This is a genomic window from Nocardia wallacei (assembly GCF_029868745.1).
Taxonomy (GTDB): Bacteria; Actinomycetota; Actinomycetes; order Mycobacteriales; family Mycobacteriaceae; genus Nocardia; species Nocardia wallacei_B.
Map to the genome: position 1 here is coordinate 20,059 of NZ_JARWOP010000271.1, position 18,410 is coordinate 38,468.

The 18,410-nt window shown below is 70.7% G+C and carries 1 protein-coding gene (running past one end of the window); it reads right to left on the reverse strand.

Translation table 11 applies throughout. The features are described 5' to 3' along the window. Positions 1-18,410, reverse strand: the end of a protein-coding gene (locus tag QH470_RS24285) for a non-ribosomal peptide synthase/polyketide synthase (protein WP_280274641.1). The gene runs 33,442 nt beyond the window's last position; 18,410 of the gene's 51,852 nt are visible here — the last part of the coding sequence; the start codon falls outside the window, past its right edge — the gene reads right to left on this strand; it ends in the stop codon at positions 1-3.

Here is an 18,410-nt window from a genome sequence, read left to right on the forward strand (position 1 = left end):
CTACTCCGCGGTGATGATTCGGATCTCCTCGTCGGCCGAGTCGGTCGGATCCCCTGGGTTGGTGAACCAGTGGGTGACCTCGCCGTCGGCGAGGTCGGCCTCGACGTCGCCGGTGGGGAGGACCGAGAGGGCGCCTGTGGTGGACCAGGTGAGGAATTCGGCTACTGCGGCGGGGCCGGTGGTGGCGGTGGTGAATGTGGTGGACTCGTAGTCGATTTCGTTCTCCTCGCGGAGGGTGTCGGCGCGGTCGAGGGACTGGTCCTGGGTAAGGGTGGTCCAGGCGCCGTCGGATCGGCGGTAGACGAAGGCCGGGTGGTCCTCGGTGAGGGGGCGGACGCGGTCGGCGTAGGAGACCGGGTGGGTCGGGGCCGCCGACAGTTCCGCCTGCACCTTCGGGTCCGAGGGCACCAGCCAGCGCACCGAGCTGGCCGCCGGTTCCTGGGTGATGCCGAAACCGGCTCCGGCGGAGACGATCTCGCCGAAGGAGAAGCCCTCGGCGAACAGCGCCGCCGCGCCGGCCTTCTGCACCGCCCACACGGCGACCACGGCGTCGACCGAGCGCGGCAGCGTGACCGCGACGATGTCGCCGGGGCCCACACCGCGATTGATCAGCACCCGCGCCAGCTGCGAAGACCGCGTGTCCACCACGTGGTACGGGGTTTCCGTCCCACCGGACAGCAGCGCCGGAGCCTGCGGATCCTCCTCCACGACCTCGCCCAGGATCTTGGCGACCGTGCGCGCGCCGACCCGGGCCGGTTGCGCGGATTCGGTTGCGGTGACCCCGGATTCGGCGAGGAGGCGGGCCCGCTCGGCGGGATCGACGATGTCGATGTCGCCGACCGGCGCCTGCGGATCGCGGGCCAGCGCCGCCAGCACCCAGCGCAGACGGTTCGCCAGGGTCCGCACCTCTTCGGCGGTGAACCGGTTGGTGAGGTACTCCAGGCTGAGGCCGATCGTGGCCTCCTCGGTCACCATGAGGGTCAGCGGGTAGTGCGTGCCGCCCTCGAAACCGACCCCGGTCACCGACACGCCGTCGATGGAGCTGGCGGCCGCGATCGCTTCCTTGTCCACCGGGTACGACTCGAACACGATCAGCGAGTCGAATCCGGCGGCCGCACCGGCCACCCGCTGGATGTCGGTGAGCCCGACGTAGTGATGGTCGAGCAGCGCGGCCTGGTCCCGTTGCAGCCCGGTCAGCAACTCGGCGACGGACCGCCGGCCGTCGGCGCGCACCCGCACCGGCAGCGTGTTGATGAACAGGCCCACCATCGACTCGATACCGGGCAGTTCCGGCGGACGACCCGAGACCGTCGCGCCGAACACCACATCGTCGCGCCCGGTGAGGCGGCCGACGAGCACGCCCCACGCGGCCTGGACCAGCGTGTTCACCGTGATGCCGAGGTCCGCGCAGAACTTGGTGAGCTGCTGGGTCTGCTCGGCGTCGATCGTGGTCGCCAGCTTGGCGATCTCGTAGTTCTCCACCGACCGCGGCTGCGGCGCGAGCTGGGTCGGCTCGTCCACGCCGGACAGCGCGTCCGCCCAGGCCCGCAGTGACGCCTCGCGATCCCGCGTGGACAGCCACGCCAGGAAGTCGCGGTAGGAGCCGGGCTCCGGCAGCACCGTGGTCTCGCCGCGCACCGCGTACAGCACCAGCAGATCCCGCATGAGCAGCGGCATCGACCAGCCGTCGAACAGGATGTGGTGCGCGGTGATGGCCAGTCGCCAGTGGTCCTCGGCCGTGCGGAACAGCGCGAACCGCAGCAGCGGCGCGGAGGCCATGTCGAAGCGGGCGGCCCGCTCCGACATCAGCCGACGCTCCAGCTCAGCCTCGTCGCCGTCCACGAGATCGACGGTGCGCCAAGGCACTTCGACCCGGTCGAGCACGATCTGCACCGGCTGACCGTCCCGGTCGGTGGTGAACGCCACCCGCAGGTTCGCGTACCGGTCCACCATGCCCTGCGCCGCGGTACGCAGCCGCTCGACGTCCAGGTCACCGGTGAAGTCGATGGCGGCCTGCTGGCTGTACACGTCGACGGTGGACTGCGTCATCAGCGCGTGGAACAGCAGACCCGACTGCAGCGGCGACAGCGGCCACACCTCGGTCATGCCGGGGTAGGTCCGCTCCCACGTCTCGGCGTCGGCCGGATCGACCTGCACCAGCGGGCCGGTCGGCAGTTCCACGTCGTCCGCGTCGCCCAGCCGCGCGATCGCCGCCAGTCCGGCGATGGTGCGCTGCTCGAACACCTCGCGGGCGCCGAACCGCACGCCGCGCGCCTTGGCCCGCGACACCAGCTGGATGGACAGGATGCTGTTGCCGCCGACGGCGAAGAAGTCGTCGTCGACACCGATCTCGGTGCGGCCCAGCACATCCGCGAACACCTCGGCCAGCGTCTGCTCCGTCGGGGTGGACGGGGCCCGGTAGGCCGTGGTCTCGAATTCCGGCTCCGGCAGCGCCTTGCGATCCAGCTTGCCGTTGGCGTTCAACGGCAGCGCGTCCAGCACCACGAACGCCGACGGCACCATGTAGGACGGCAGTGCCGAGTTCAGCTCGGACTTGACGCGGTCGATGTCGACGACACCGTCCGGCACCAGGTACGCCACCAGCCGATCACCCAGCCGCGCATCCGACTTCGCCAGCACCGCGGTCTGCGCGACCTCGGGCAGCGCCAGCAGCGCGGCCTCGATCTCACCCAGCTCGATACGGAAGCCGCGGATCTTCACCTGGAAGTCGGTGCGGCCCAGGTAGTCCAGCTCGCCGGAGGCGTTCCAGGCCACCAGGTCACCCGTGCGGTACATGCGCTCGCCGCCGGATACCCCGAACGGGTTGGCCACGAACCGATCCGCCGTCAGATCCGGTCGGCCGAAGTAGCCGTGTGCCAGCTGCGCACCGGCGAGGTACAGCTCGCCCGGCACGCCGACCGGCACCGGCCGCAACCGGGCGTCGAGCACGTAGACCCGGCTGTTCCACTCCGGCGCACCGATAGACACCGACACCTGATCGGCCTCGCCGACCTCGTGACTGGTGATCGACACCGCGGCCTCGGTGGGCCCGTACAGGTTGAACAGAGCCGCGGTGTTGTCGCGCCGGAACCGCTGCGCGGTCGCACCCGGCAGCGCCTCGCCGATGGCCAGCACCCGCCGCAGCGAATCCGTCAGCGCCCCACCGGATTCGGTCAGCAGCGCGTCCAGCATGGACGGCACCACGTGCAGCGTGGTCACCCGCTCGCGAGCCATCAGGTCGTTCAGGTACTCCGGATCCTGGTGTCCATCGGCGGTGGCGATGACCAGGCGGCCACCGCACACGGCCGCGGTCCAGAACTCCCAGACCGACAGGTCGAACGTCGCGGCCGTCTTGAGCAGCACCGCGTCATCCGCGCCCAGGCCGAATTCGGCGGTCTCCCAGAGCAACTGGTTGACGATCGCCGCGTGCGGCACCGCCACGCCCTTCGGACGGCCCGTCGAACCCGACGTGAAGATCACGTACGCGGTATTCGACGGACGCAGCGGCGCAACACGATCAGCGTCGGCCACCGGCTCACCGGACACCTCCGACAGCTCCAACTCGTCGATCCGCACCACATTCGGCACGGTCCCGGCAGCCGGATCGGCCGCCGCGCCCTCGGAATACGCGGCGGCCACCGCGCGCGCGTCGAAACCGCTGTCGGCGTTGGTCAGCACGCACACCGGGCCGGCAGTCCCGAGGATGTAACCCACGCGTTCCGCGGGCTGGTCCGGGTCGACCGGCACATACGCACCACCGGCCACCGACACCGCATACATCGCCACAACCAGGTCCACCGACCGGCGGAACGCCAAGGCAACCCGCGACTCCGCCCCGACACCCAGCGAAACCAGATGCCGCGCAAGACGGTTCACCCGCTCGGCGAGTTCGGCATAGGTGACGGCGGTCCCGTCCGGACCCACCAGCGCCACGGCGTCCGGCGTCGCGGCGACGGTGCGGTCCAGCAGCGCCGCCAGCGTGAGCGACCGATCCACCTCGTGCTCGGTCGCGTTCCACTCGGTGACCAGCGTCGCCCGCTCGCTGCCGCGCAGCAGCTCGAGATCGCCGACCGGCGTCGCCGGGACCGCCACGATCTGGCGCAGCATCCGCACGAAGCGCGCGGCGAAGTCCTCGACCGTGGCCGCGTCGAACAGATCCGTGGCGTAGGTCAGCACGCCACCGATCCCGGCCGGCGCGCCCGCCTCGTCGTAGCTGTCCGACACGATCAGGTGCAGGTCGAACTGCGAGAGCTGGGTGTCGAAGTCGACGCCCGACAGGCTCAGGCCCGGCAGCTCGAGGCTGGTCCGGCCCAGGTTCTGGAACGACAGACCCACCTGGAACAGCGGGTGGTGCGCCGTCGACCGGACCGGGTTGAGCACCTCGACCAACCGCTCGAACGGCACGTCGGCGTGCGCGAACGCCTGCAGATCCGACTCGCGTTGGCGGGCAAGGAGTTCCGCGAACGGCGCGCCCGCGTCCACCCGGGTGCGGAAGACCAGGGTGTTGACGAACATGCCGATCAGGTCGTCGAGTTCGCGTTCGCCGCGACCCGCCATCGGCGTACCGATCGCGATGTCGTCGGTGCCCGACAGCCTGGCCAGCAGCACCGCGAAGGCGGTGTGCACGACCATGAACAGCGTCGCGCTCTCGCCGCGCGCCAGCTCCGCCAGCGCCCGGTGCAGCTCGGCGTCGATATCGACCGAGACCTTCGCGCCGGTGTAGGACTGCACCGCGGGACGCGGGCGGTCGGTCGGCAGGTCCAGCCGGTCCGGCAGGTCGGCCAGCGCCGCCTTCCAGTAACCGAGTTGCTTGGCCGCCAACGACTCCGGATCGTCCTCGCTGCCCAGCAGCGCGCGCTGCCAGAGCGCGTAATCGGCGTACTGCACGGCCAGCGGGGCCCAGCTCGGGGCCTCACCGGCGGCCCGCGCCGCGTAGGCGGTCATGATGTCGCGGGTCAGCGGCGCCATCGAGGAACCGTCACCGGAGATGTGGTGCACGGTCATCGCCAGCACGTATTCCCGTGCGGCCCCGGCATTTCCGGTCTCGACCTCGAACACGGCCACCCGCAGCGGCACCTCGGTGGTGACGTCGAAGGAACTCGACACCACCGCGAGCACCGCGGCCTCGACGTCGGCCGGGGCGACGGTACGGAACTCGACCTCCGGAACCGCCTGCGCCACAGGCAGAATCACCTGCACGGGCATGCTGTCCGTCTCCGGGTAGACCGTGCGCAGCACCTCGTGCCGCGCCACCACGTCGCCGACCGCGGCCCGCAGCGCGGGCAGATCGAGATCACCGGTGAGCCGCACCGCCATCGGCACGTTGTAGGCCGCCGACTGCTGATCGAACCGGTTCAGGAACCACATCCGCTGCTGCGCCAGCGACAGCGGAATCCGGTCCGGCCGTTCGATACTGCCGAGCGCCGGGGCGCCCGAATCGCGCGTCTGCGATTCGATCGCCGCCGCGAACCCGGTCACCGTCGACCGCTCGAACAGCGCCCGCACCGGCACCCGGCTACCCACCGCCGCGCCCACGCGGGCGATGACCTGGGTGGCGATCAGCGAGTTGCCGCCGAGGGCGAAGAAGTCGTCGTCCGCGCCGATCCGCTCGACCCCGAGCACCTCGGCGAACACGCCCGCCACGATCTCCTCGATCGGCGTCGAGGGCGCGCGGAACTCCCGCTGCGTAAAGGTCGGCTTGGGCAGGGCCTTGCGGTCCAGCTTGCCGCTCGGGTTGAGCGGGAACTCGGCCAGTTCGATGACCTGCGACGGCACCATGTACGCCGGCAGCTGCCGCATGGCCGCTTCCAGCAGGCGGCCCTGATCGAGCTGCGCGCCGGGCGCGGGCACCGCGTAGACCACCAGCTGGTCACCGAGTTCGGACGACACCACCAGCGCCGCGGCCTGGCTGACCGACGGCTGCGCCAGCAGCACCGATTCGATCTCGCCCAGCTCGATACGCTGACCGCGGAACTTCACCTGGAAGTCGGCGCGGCCGATGTACTCGAGCACGCCCCTGCCGTCGACCTCGCGCCACACCACCAAGTCGCCGGTGCGGTACATGCGCGTGCCAGCGGCCCCGTCACCTACCCCGAAGGGGTTGGCCACGAAGCGATCCGAGGTGAGATCCGGCCGCCGCAGGTAGCCCCGCGCCAGCTGATCACCGGCCAGATACAACTCGCCCACCACACCCGCGGGCACCGGCCGCAGCCGCGAATCCAGCACGTACAGCTGCGAATTCGCCTCCGGGTAACCGATCGGCACGCTCGGGGACTCGGTACCCGTCGCGGTCCAGTGCGCCACGGTGATCGCGGCCTCGGTCGGCCCGTACAGGTTGTGCACGGCCGCGTCGGAGATGGCGTGCACCGCGGTGACGGTCTCCGGCGGCAGCGCCTCACCGGCCGCGAACACGGTCCGCAGCGTGGGCAGGGCGCCCGCCGCGGTGTGCGTGGCGAGCACGGTCAGCATGGACGGCACGAAGTCGGTGAACGTGACGCCCTGCGCGGCAATGGTTTCCGCCAGGTACAGCGGATCCCGGTGCCCGTCCGGCGTCGCCACGACCAGCTTCGCCCCGGCCCGCAGGGTCATGAAGTAACCCCACAGGGAGACGTCGAAGGTCGTCGGCGTCTTCTGCAGATACACGTCCTCGGGGGTCATCGGGTAGGCCGACAGCATGACGGTGATCTGGTTGTCGATCGCCGCGTGCGAGACCGCCACACCCTTCGGGCGGCCGGTCGAACCCGAGGTAAACAGCACGTAGGCCGGGTTCTCCGGGAGCACCGGGCGCATCAGCTCGTCGGGCTCGAGCGGCGTGCCGTCGAAGCCGTCCACGTCCACGGTGTCGAGGTTCAGCACCTCGACGCCCTCGGGCACCGGCACCTGGTCCGCGGTCCGGGTGAGCACGCACACCGGCTGCGCGGTCTCCAGCACGTGCGCGATGCGCTCGGCCGGATGATCCGGATCCAGCGGCACGTACGCGCCGCCCGCGGTCACGATCGCGTACATGCCGACCACCAGGTCCAGCGAACGCCGGATCGCCAGGCCGACCAGCGATTCAGCCTCGACGCCCTGGTAGATGAGCCGCCGCGCCAGGATGTTGACGCGCTCGTCGAACTCCCGGTAGGTCAGCTCCTCGCCCTCGTAGGACACCGCGACCCGATCCGGGTGCGCGGCCACCGCGCGACGGTAGCCGTCGAGCAGCAGCTCGGGCGCCACCGCTTCGCGAACGTCGTTCCACTCCAGCAGGATTCGATCCCGCTCGGCGGCGTCGAGAACCTCGATGTCGCGGACCCGGCGACTGGCGCCGGCGAGCAGTTCGTCCACGATCCGCAGCAGCCGCGTAGACAGCGTCTCCGCCTCGGCGGTGCTGAACCGGCTCAGCAGGTGCTCGAGCACGATCTCGATCGTCTGCTCGGCCTTGACCAGCAGCGTCAGCGGATAGTGGGTGCCACCGCTGATGCCCGCGCCGGCCACCGACACGCCGTCGATCGCGGAGGCCGCGGTGATGGCGTCCTTGTCGACGGGATAGGACTCGAACACCAGCAGCGAATCGAACTGCGCGCCGATTCCCGCGACCCGCATGATGTCGGTCAGGCCGACGTAGTGGTGCTCCAGCAGATCCGCCTGCTCGCCCTGCAACCGCACCAGCAGCTCGCCGACGGTCGCGCGGTCGTCGACCCGCACCCGCACCGGCAGCGTGTTGATGAACAGACCCACCATCGACTCGATGCCGGGCAGCTCCGCCGGACGCCCGGACACCGTCGCGCCGAACACCACGTCCTCGCGGCCGGTGATGCGGCCGACCAGCACACCCCAGGCCGCCTGGATCAGCGTGTTCACGGTGATGCCGAGGTCGGCGCAGAACTGCGCGACGCGGCGGGTGTAGTCGGCGTCGAGGTGCACGACCTGCTTGCCGAGCGCGTAGGTCTCGTCCGGCTTCGGTTGCGGCGCAAGCTGAGTCGGCTCGTCGACCCCGGCCAGCGCATGCTGCCAGGCCCGCAGCGAGGCGTCCCGGTCGCGCCCGGCCAGCCAGGCCAGGAAGTTCCGGTACGACGGCACCCGCGGCAGCGAGGCGGCGTCGCCGCGCAATGCGTACAGCACCAGCAGATCCCGCATGAGCAGCGGCATCGACCAGCCGTCGAACAGCACGTGGTGCGCCGTGATCGACAGGTGCCAGGCCGTCTCGCCGGTGCGATACACCGCGAAGCGCAGCAGCGGCGGGGTGGTCATGTCGAAGTGGGTCAGGCGGTCGGTCTCGAGCCGCTGCGCCAGCTGCTCGGCCCGGTGCTCCGGCGGCAGTTCGGTGAGATCCACGACCTCCCAAGGCACTTCGACGCGGTCGAGCACGAGCTGCACCGGCTCGCCGTTCGAGTCGGCGACGAAAATCGCCCGCAGGTTCGGGTACCGCTCCAGCATGGCCTGCGCCGCGACGCGCAGCCGCTCGACGTCGAGGGTGCCCTCGAAGTCGACGACCGCCTGCTGGGTGTACACGTCCACCGTGGACGCGCTCATCATGGCGTGGAACAGCAGGCCCGACTGCAGCGCGGACAGCGGCCACACGTCGGTGAGCGCCGGGTACCTGCGCTCCCACACCTCGATGTCGGACTGCGTGGTACGCACCAGCGGCAGGTCCGACGGGGTGCGGCCGCCGGACTCCGGGCGGGTGGCGTGCTCGGCGAGCGCGGTGAGCGCCGCGACCCACAGGTCGGCGAACTCCTGCACCTGCTCGCGGGTCAGCAGCCCGGCCGGGAAGGCGAACGACGCGCCCAGCTGCGGGCCCTCGTCGCCGTCGGTGACGATCGCGTTGATGTCGAGCACGGCGTTGGCGGGCATGTCGGCGTCCATCACCGCGGACAGCTCGCCCAGGTCGTCCACCGGCACCCAGCCCAGTTCGGCGAACTGCGCGGGGACGTCGGCGACGGAGACGCGGCCCAGGTAGTTGAAGCTGATCTGCCCGGTGTCGCCCAGCAGCGCGGCCGTCTCCGGGTTCAGGTGCCGCAGCAGGCCGTAGCCGAGGCCCTTGCCGGGCACCGACAGCACCTGCTCCTTGACCGATTTCACGATGCGCGCCAACGCTTCTCCGCCCGCGAAGGCGTCGGTCAGGTTGGCTTTGCCCAGGTCCAGGCGGACCGGGTAGACGCTGGTGAACCAGCCGACCGTGCGCGACAGGTCCGCGCCCGGCACCGCCTCTTCCTCGCGGCCGTGACCCTCCAGCCGAACCAGCACGGAGGCGGCCGACTGCTCACCGCGCCAACGGGTGACGGCCATCGCCAGCGCGGACAGCAGGCCGTCGTTCACGCCGCCGTGGTACAGACCCGGGATCGCGGTGAGCACCGCGTCGGTCACCGAGGCGGGCACGCTGACCCGCACCGACTCCACCGTCGCGTTGGTGTCCACGGCCGGATCGAAGGCGCGCGAGCCGAGCAGCGGATCCGGCGTCGCCGAAACCTCCTGCCAGAACGGCAGTTCCGTGGTCCGCTCGGTGGCCTGCTCTACCAGCGCGTGCGCCCAGCGGCGCATCGAGGTGCCGTTGGCGGGCAGCGAAACCTGCTGACCCGCGGCCAGCTGCGACCACGCGACCGCGAAGTCCGGGATCAGAATGCGCCACGACACACCGTCGACCACGAAGTGGTGCGCGGCGATCAGCAGCACGCCCGGCCGGCCCGCCGATCCGGTGGCGGCGGAATCCTCTGCGGCGCTTGCCGATTCCGCGCCAGCCGCACCGAACTCGAACCACACGAACTGCACCATGGCCGCGTTCGCCGGATCCAGACGACCAAGCGCCGCATCGTATTCCGCGTTGGCGACCCGGGACAGTTCCGCATCGGAGACGTCACCCGGCAGGTCGACCCGCCGAATCAGCGCGTCGACATCCACCGCGCCCCGGTCCAAAGCCTCGAAGGCCCAACCGTTCTCGGCGTCCCCGCGCAACCGCGTGCGCAGCACGTCGTGGTGCTCGAACACCGCGCCGATCGTCGCGACCAGCGTCGCACGGTCGATGCCCACGGGCAGCCGCAGCGTCATCGACTGCGAGAACCGCTGGTAGGAGGACACATCCGACTTCGCCAGCACCGACGCCATGAACGGCAGTACCGGAATGTCGCCGACCCCGCCGCCGGGCAGTTCGGCCAGCCGCTCCCGCTCGGCGTCCGCGCCGGTGGTGGCCACCTCGGCCAGACCGGCGACGGTGCGCCGCTCGAACACGTCGCGCGGCGAGAACACCACGCCCCGCGCCTTGGCCCGCGACACCAGCTGGATCGACAGGATGCTGTCGCCGCCGAGGGCGAAGAACGAATCGTCCACGCCGACCCGCTCGAGGCTCAGCACCTCGGCCACCACCTCGGCGATGGTCGCCTCGATCTCGCTGGTGGGCGCGCGGAATTCCTGCGACGCCAGCTGCGGATCGGGCAGTGCCGCACGGTCCAGCTTGCCGACCGCGGTCACCGGGATCTTGTCCAGCACCATGATCGCCGTCGGCACCATGTACTCGGGCAGGCGGCCGGACAGGTACGTGGTCACCTCGGGCACGTCGACGGCGCGGTCCGCCGCCGCGTGCACGTAGGACACCAGGATGTCGGTGCCCGCCTCGGTCTTGCGGCCGAGGGTGACGGCGAAGTCGATGTCCGGGTGCGAGGTGAGGGCGTTGTCGATCTCGCCCAGTTCGATGCGGTAGCCGCGGACCTTCACCTGGAAGTCGGTGCGGCCCACGTACTCCAGCGCACCCTGGCCGTCGATCTCGCGCCACACCACCAGGTCGCCGGTGCGGTACATGCGCTCGCCCGTGCCGAACGGGTTGGCCACGAAGCGATCCGCGGTCAGGTCCGGCCGCGCCGCGTAGCCGCGCGCCAGCTGCACACCGGCCAGATACAGCTCACCGGCCACGCCCTCCGGCACCGGACGCAGCAGCGAATCCAGCACGTAGAGGCGAGTGTTCCACTGCGGCAGGCCGATCGGGACGGTACGGCGCTCGCCGCCGCTCACCGGCCAGTGCGTGACGGTGACCGCGGCCTCGGTCGGGCCGTAGACGTTGTGCACCGCGGCGTCCGAGGAGGCGCGCAGAGCGGCGACGGTTTCCGGCGGCAGCGCCTCACCGGCCGCGAACACCGTCCGCAGCGTCGGCACACTGCCGGGGGTCAGCTCCGCGGCGAACACGGCGAGCAGCGACGGCACGAAGTCGGTGAACGTGACGCCCTGCGCGGCAATGGTTTCCGCCAGGTACCCCGGATCGCGGTGCCCGTCCGGAGTCGCGACCACCAGCTTGGCGCCGACGCGCAGCGGCATGAAGTAGCCCCACAGCGACACGTCGAATACCGTGGCGGTCTTCTCCAGGTACACATCGTCGATGCCGAGCCCGTACTCGCCCAGCATCCAGGAGATCTGATTCTGGATCGCGGCGTGCGAGACCGTCACGCCCTTGGGGCGGCCCGTGGAACCGGAGGTGAAGATGACGTACGCCGGGTTGTCCGCGAGGACCGGCCGCAGCAGTTCCTCCGGTCGCACCGGGGTCGCGTCGACCTCGCTCAGGTCCAAGGCGTCGACGTCGAGCACCGAAATGCCCTCGGGCACCGGCACTTCGTCCACCGTCCGCGACAGCACGCAGACCGGCTGCGCCGTCTCCAGCACGTACGCGATGCGTTCGGCCGGATGGTCGGGGTCCAGCGGCACGTACGCGCCGCCGGCGGTCAGCACGGCGTACATGCCGACCACCAGATCCAACGACCTACGGATGCCCAGGGCGACAAGCGATTCCGCGCCGACGCCGCGCGAGATCAGGTGCCGCGCCAGGCGATTCACGCGCTCGTCGAACTCGCGATAGGTCAGCTCGGCGCCCTCGTACACCACCGCCACGCGGTCCGGGTGCGCGGCGGCCGTGCGCCGGTAGCCGTCCAGCAGCAGTTCCGGTGCGACCTCATGCCGGGTGTCGTTCCACTCCACCAGGATTCGATCGCGCTCGGCATTGCCGAAGACGTCGATGTCGGCGACCCGGCCCTTCGGATCGGCGACGAACTCGTCCACGATCCGCAGCAGCCGCGCGGAGATCGCCGCGACCTCGTCGGGCGTGATCCGGCTCAGCAGATGCTTGAGGGTCAGCACGATGGTCGACTCGGCGGTCACCATCACCGTGATCGGGTAGTGCGTGTCGTCGTTGATGCCCGCGTCGGTGACCGACATGCCGTCGATGGAGCTGGTCGCGGCGATCGCGTCCTTGTCCACCGGGTACGACTCGAACACCACCAGCGAATCGAACTGCGCGCCGATGCCCGCGACCCGCTGGATATCGGTCAGGCCCACGTAGTGGTGGTCCAGCAGATCCGCCTGCTCGCCCTGCAAGCGAGTCAGCAGTTCGGCGACGGTGGCGCGCGCGTCCACGAACACCCGCACCGGCAGCGTGTTGATGAACAGGCCCACCATCGACTCGATGCCCGGCAGCTCGGGCGGGCGGCCGGAGACGGTGGCGCCGAACACCACGTCGTCGCGACCGGTCATCCGGCCCACGAGCACCCCCCACGCGGCCTGCACCAGCGTGTTCACGGTGATGCCCAGCTCGGCGCACAGGCGCTTGACCCGCTCGGTGCGGTCGGCGTCGATCTCGACGACCCGCTTGCCGATCTCGTAGGTCTCGTCCAGCGTGGTCTGCGGCGCGAGCTGGGTGGGCTCGTCCACTCCGGCGAGCGCGCGCTGCCAGGTGTCCAGGGACTCCTGCTTGTCGCGCGCGGCCAGCCAGCCGAGGTAGTTGCGGTAGGAGGCCGGGCGCGGCAGCGCGGAGGTGTCGCCGCGGACCGCGTACAGCACCAGCAGATCCCGCATGAGCAGCGGCATCGACCAGCCGTCGAGCAGGATGTGGTGGGTCGTGATGACCAGCTGCCACGCGGTGCCCGCGGTGCGGTACACCGTGAACCGCAGCAGCGGCGGCGCGGACAGGTCGAAGTGCTTCGCACGGTCCTGTGCCACCAGGCGTTTCAGCTCCGCGTCGCGCTCGTCGGCGGGCAGGCCGGTGAGATCGACCTCGTGCCACGGCACGTCGACGTGGTCGAGCACCACCTGCACGGAGTTGCCCTCGACATCGGCGACGAACGCCGTCCGCAGGTTCGGGTACCGCTCCAGCACGGCCTGCGCGGCCACACGCAGCCGGCCGGTGTCGAGCGTGCCGCCCAGGTTGACCACGGCCTGGATGGTGTACACGTCGAACGTCGCCTGGGTCAGCAGCGCGTGGAACAGCAGACCGGACTGCAGCGTCGACAGCGGCCAGACCTCGACCAGCTGCGGGTACTGCCGCTCCCAGCCCTCGACATCGGACTGCGTGGCCCGTACCAGCGGCAGATCCGACGGGGTGTGACCACCGGCGTCGGGGCGTCGGGCGTGCGTGGCGAGCGCGGTGAGGGCCGCGATCCACAGGTCCGCGAACTCCCGCACCGTCGCTTCGTCCAGCAGCCCGGTCGGGTAGGCGAAGGTCGCGCCCAGCTGCGGGCCGTTGTCGCCGTCGGTGACGATCGCGTTGATGTCGATCGTCGCGTTGGCGGGCATGTCGGCGTCCATCAGCGCGTCCAGCTCGCCGAGATCGGCGACCGGCACCCAGCCCAGTTCGGCCATGCCCTCGGGGACGTCTCCGGCGGAAACGCGTCCGAGGTAGTTGAAGCTGACCTGGCCGACGGTGTTCAGGTCCGCACCGGTCGCCGGGTTCAGATAGCGCAGCAGACCGTAGCCGAGACCCTTGTCCGGCACGCCGAGCAACTGCTCCTTGACCGATTTGACGATGCGGCCCACCGACTTTCCGCCCTCGAAGGCGTCGGTCAGGTCCGTGCCCGCCAGGTCCAGGCGGACCGGGTAGACGCTGGTGAACCAGCCCACCGTGCGGGACAGGTCGGCGCCCGGGACCACGGTCTCCTCGCGGCCGTGGCCCTCGAGGCGGATCAGGGCGGCCGATCCGGTCTGCTCACCGCGCAGCTTGGCGATGGCCATGGCCAGCGCGGACAGCAGGCCGTCGTTGACGCCGCCGTGGTAGAGGCTCGGGATGGCGGTCAGCACGGCGTCGGTGACGTCGGCCGGGAGGGTGACCTGCACCCGTTCCACGGTCGCGTTGGTGTCGATCGACGGATCGAAGGCGCGCGAGCCGAGCAGCGGATCCGGCGTGGCCGAAACCTCCTGCCAGAACGGCAGTTCCGCGACGCGGCCGGACGCCGTGGACTCCTCGACCAGGGCGTGGGCCCAGCGGCGCATGGAGGTGCCGTTGGCGGGCAACGTCACCGGCTGGTTCGCCACCAGCTGCGACCACGCCATGGCGAAGTCCGGGATCAGGATGCGCCACGACACGCCGTCGACCACGAAGTGGTGTCCGGCGATCAACAGCACATCGCGGCGATCGTCGAAGGCGAACCACACGAACTGCACCATGGCCGCGTTCGCCGGATCGAGACGGCCCAGTGCCGCATCGTATTCCGCGCTCGCGAGGCGGGTCAGCTCCTCGTCGGAGAGACCGGCGGGCACGTCCACCCGGCGCACCAGGGCGTCGACGTCCACCGCGCCCTGGTCGAGAGCCTCGAATTCCCAACCGGTTTCGAGGTCGCCGAGCAGTCGGGTGCGCAGGACGTCGTGGTGGTCGAAGACCGCGCCGATCGTCGCGACCAGCGTCGCGCGGTCGATGCCGTCGGGCAGCCGCAGCGTCATCGACTGCGAGAACCGCTGGTACGTCGAGCCACTGGCGAGGAACTGCGACATGACCGGCAGCAGCGGGATATCGCCCACGCCGCCGCCGGGCAGCTCGGCCAGACGCTGCCGTTCGGCGGTCGCACCCGAGGCCGCGACCTCGGCCAGACCGGCCACCGACCGCTGCTCGAACACATCGCGCGGGCTGAACACCACGCCGCGTTCCTTGGCCCGCGACACCAGCTGGATCGACAGGATGCTGTCGCCGCCGAGGGCGAAGAACGAGTCGTCCAGACCGACCTGCTCCAGGCCGAGCACATCGGCGAACACCGCGGCGATGATCGCCTCGGTTTCGCTTGCGGGAGCGCGGTATTCGCGCGCGGTGAAGACCGGCTCCGGCAGGGCGCGGCGATCCAGCTTGCCGACCGGGGTCAGCGGGATCTCGTCGAGCACCATGATCGACGTCGGCACCATGTATTCCGGCAGCGTGCCGCCGACGTAGTCGCGCAGTTCCGCCACGTCGACCGAGCGGCCCGCGACCGGGCGCACGTAGGAGACCAGGATGGTCGAGCCCACCTCGGTCTTGTGGCCCAGGGTGACCGCGAAGTCGACGGTCTCGTGGGAGGTGAGCGCGGTGTCGATCTCGCCCAGTTCGATGCGGAAACCGCGCACCTTGACCTGGAAGTCGGAGCGGCCGACGTACTCGACCTCGCCGGACTCGGTCCAGCGCACCACGTCGCCGGTGCGGTACATCCGCTCGCCCACCATGTACGGGTTGGCCACGAACCGTTCCGCAGTGAGGCCCGCGCGGGCGTGGTAGCCGCGGGTCAGCTGGATACCCGACAGGTACAGCTCACCCGCCACGCCGACCGGCACCGGCCGCAGCCGCGAGTCCAGGATCAGCGACCGCATGCCGCGGATCGGGCCGCCGATGGTGACGGTGTCGCCCGGTGCCAGCGCGTCGCTGATGTTGGTCATGATGGTGGTCTCGGTCGGCCCGTACCCGTTGTGCACCGACCGCAGCGGAGCACCCTCGCCGAGCGGGACCGCCCACTTCGTGATCAGATCCGCCGGGACGGCCTCGCCACCGGCGACCAGCACGCGCAGGCTGTCGAGACCGGTCGGGTCGATGGTCGCGAGCGCGGACGGCGTGATGAAGGCGTGCGTGACACCCTCGCCGCGGATCAGCTCGGACAGCTCCTCGCCGCCGTACACGCCGGTCGGCACGACCACCAGCGCGCCGCCCGATCCGACCGCGAGCAGGAACTCGAGGATCGAGGCGTCGAAGCTCGGCGACGCGAAATGCAGTGCGCGCGAATCGGAGTCGAGCGCATATCGCTCGGCCTGCTCGGCGCTGAAGTTGGCCAGCCCGGCGTGGGTGACCACGACGCCCTTGGGCAGACCGGTCGAGCCCGAGGTGTAGATGACGTACGCCGGATGCGCCGGACGCAGCGGCCGCACCCGATCGTCCGCGGTCACGGCCGCGGCGTCGTAGGCCTCCAGGTCCAGTTCGTCCAGGACCAGCCACTCCACCGATTCCGGCAGTTCGTCGCGCACGGCGGCGGTGGTGAGGCCGATCGGCGAACCGGAGTCGGTGACCATGTGCGCGATGCGGTCGGCCGGGTAGGCCGGGTCGATCGGCACGAACGCCGCACCGGTCTTCGTCACCGCCCACTCGGCGAAGTAGGAGTCCGCCGATCGCGGCACCGCGATCGCCACCAGATCCTCGGCGCCGATGCCACGCTCGATCAGCAAGCGCGCCAAGCGGTTCGACCGCTCGTCCAGCTCGCCATAGGACAGCCGGGTGTCCTGGAACACGACCGCGAGCGCCCGCGGATCCCGCGCGACGGCCTCGGCCAGCAGCTCCGGCAGGGTGCGCGGCGGCACCGCCGGTGCACCTGTGCGCGTCACCAGTTCGGCCCGCTCGGCCGCCTCGAGGATCTCCAGATCGCCGACCGGGGTCTCCGGCCGCGTCGCGATCTCGGCGAGCAGCCGCAGGAACCGCTCGGTGAACCGCTCCACCGTGGCCTCGTCGAAAAGGTCACGGGCGAAGGAGAATTCGGCGAGCATCTCGGACCGGTCGGCCGCCTCGCGGACGGTCAGCGACAGGTCGAACTTCTCGATACCGGCCTCGAAATCGACCGCGCCGACGCTGAGTTCGGGCAGTTCGAAGGCGGTCTCGGGCAGGTTCTCGAACGACAGCGCCACCTGGAACAGCGGGTGCCGCGCGGTGGACCGCTCCGGCTGCAGCAGTTCCACCAGTCGCTCGAACGGGATGTCGGCGTGCGCGAAGGCCTGCAGATCGGTGTCGCGGGCCTGGGCCAGCAGTTCGAGGAACGACCGCTGGCCGCGCACCTCGGTGCGCAGCACCACGGTGTTGACGAACATGCCGATCATGTCGTCGAGTTCGGCCTCGCCGCGGCCCGCGATCGGGCTGCCGACGGCGATGTCCTCGGTGCCCGACAGGCGTGCCAGGAAGATCGCGAGCGCGGTGTGGACCACCATGAACAGCGTCGTGTTCTGCTCGGCGGCGATCATCCGCAACGCGGTGCGCAGCTCCACGTCGATCGGGAAGACCACGCGCCCACCGCGATACGACGGTACGTTCGGACGCGGCCGGTCGGCGGGCAGGTTCAGCTCGTCGGGCAGGTCGGCCAGCGCGGTACGCCAGTAGTCGGCCTGCGCGGCGACGAGGCTCTGCGGGTCGTCCTCCGCGCCCAGCACCCGGCGCTGCCAGACGCTGAAGTCCGCGTACTGCACCGGCAGCGGCGCCCAGTCGGGAGCCTCGCCGGCGGAGCGGGCGGTGTAGGCGATCATCACATCGCGGGTCAGCGGGCCCATCGACCAGCCGTCGGCGGCGATGTGGTGGGCCACGAAAACCAGGACGTGCTCGGCGGTTTCGACGGTCGCGCCCGCGCCCGCCGAATCCGAGCCCGTGGTCATGTCGACCACACGCAGGAGCCGCGCCCGCAAGGGAACCTCGGCGGTGACGTCGAAGCCGGTGGAGACCAGCTCGGTGATGGTGTCGCGCAATGCTTCCGGCGACACCGCGACCGGTGTGAGGTCCGGGACGGCCCGGTCGGCGGGCAGCACGATCTGATGCGGGACGCCGTCGGCCTCGGGATAGACGGTGCGCAGGATCTCGTGGCGCTCCACCAGATCGCGCACCGCGGCCTGCAGTGCGTCGATGTCCAGCGCACCGGACAGGCGCACCGCGACCGGCACGTGGTACGCGGCGGACTGCTGATCGAAGCGGTTGAGGAACCACATCCGCTGCTGTGCCAGCGACAGCGGCACCCGTTCCGGGCGCTCCCCCGCCACCAGCGCGGGCCGCCCACCCGAGCCCGCGTGCTGCGCGACCCGGGCGGCCAGACCGGCCACCGTGGAGTACTCGAACAGGTCACGCACCGGAACCCGCGCATCCAGCGCCGCGCTCAACCGCGCGACCACCTGGGTGGCGATCAGCGAGTTGCCGCCGAGCGCGAAGAAGTCGTCGTCGGCGCCGACCCGCTCGACACCGAGCACGTCGGCGAACACACCAGCCACGATCTCCTCGACCGGAGTCGACGGCGCCCGGAACTCGCGCTGCGCGAAAGTCGGGTGCGGCAACGCCTTCCGGTCCAGCTTGCCGCTGGTGTTCAGCGGCAGCTCGGCCAGCTCGACGATCGCGCCGGGCAACATATAGGCGGGCAGCGTCCGAGCCGCCGCCGCCAGCAACTCGGCCTGATCGACGGTGGCGCCCGGCGCGGGCACCACATACGCCACCA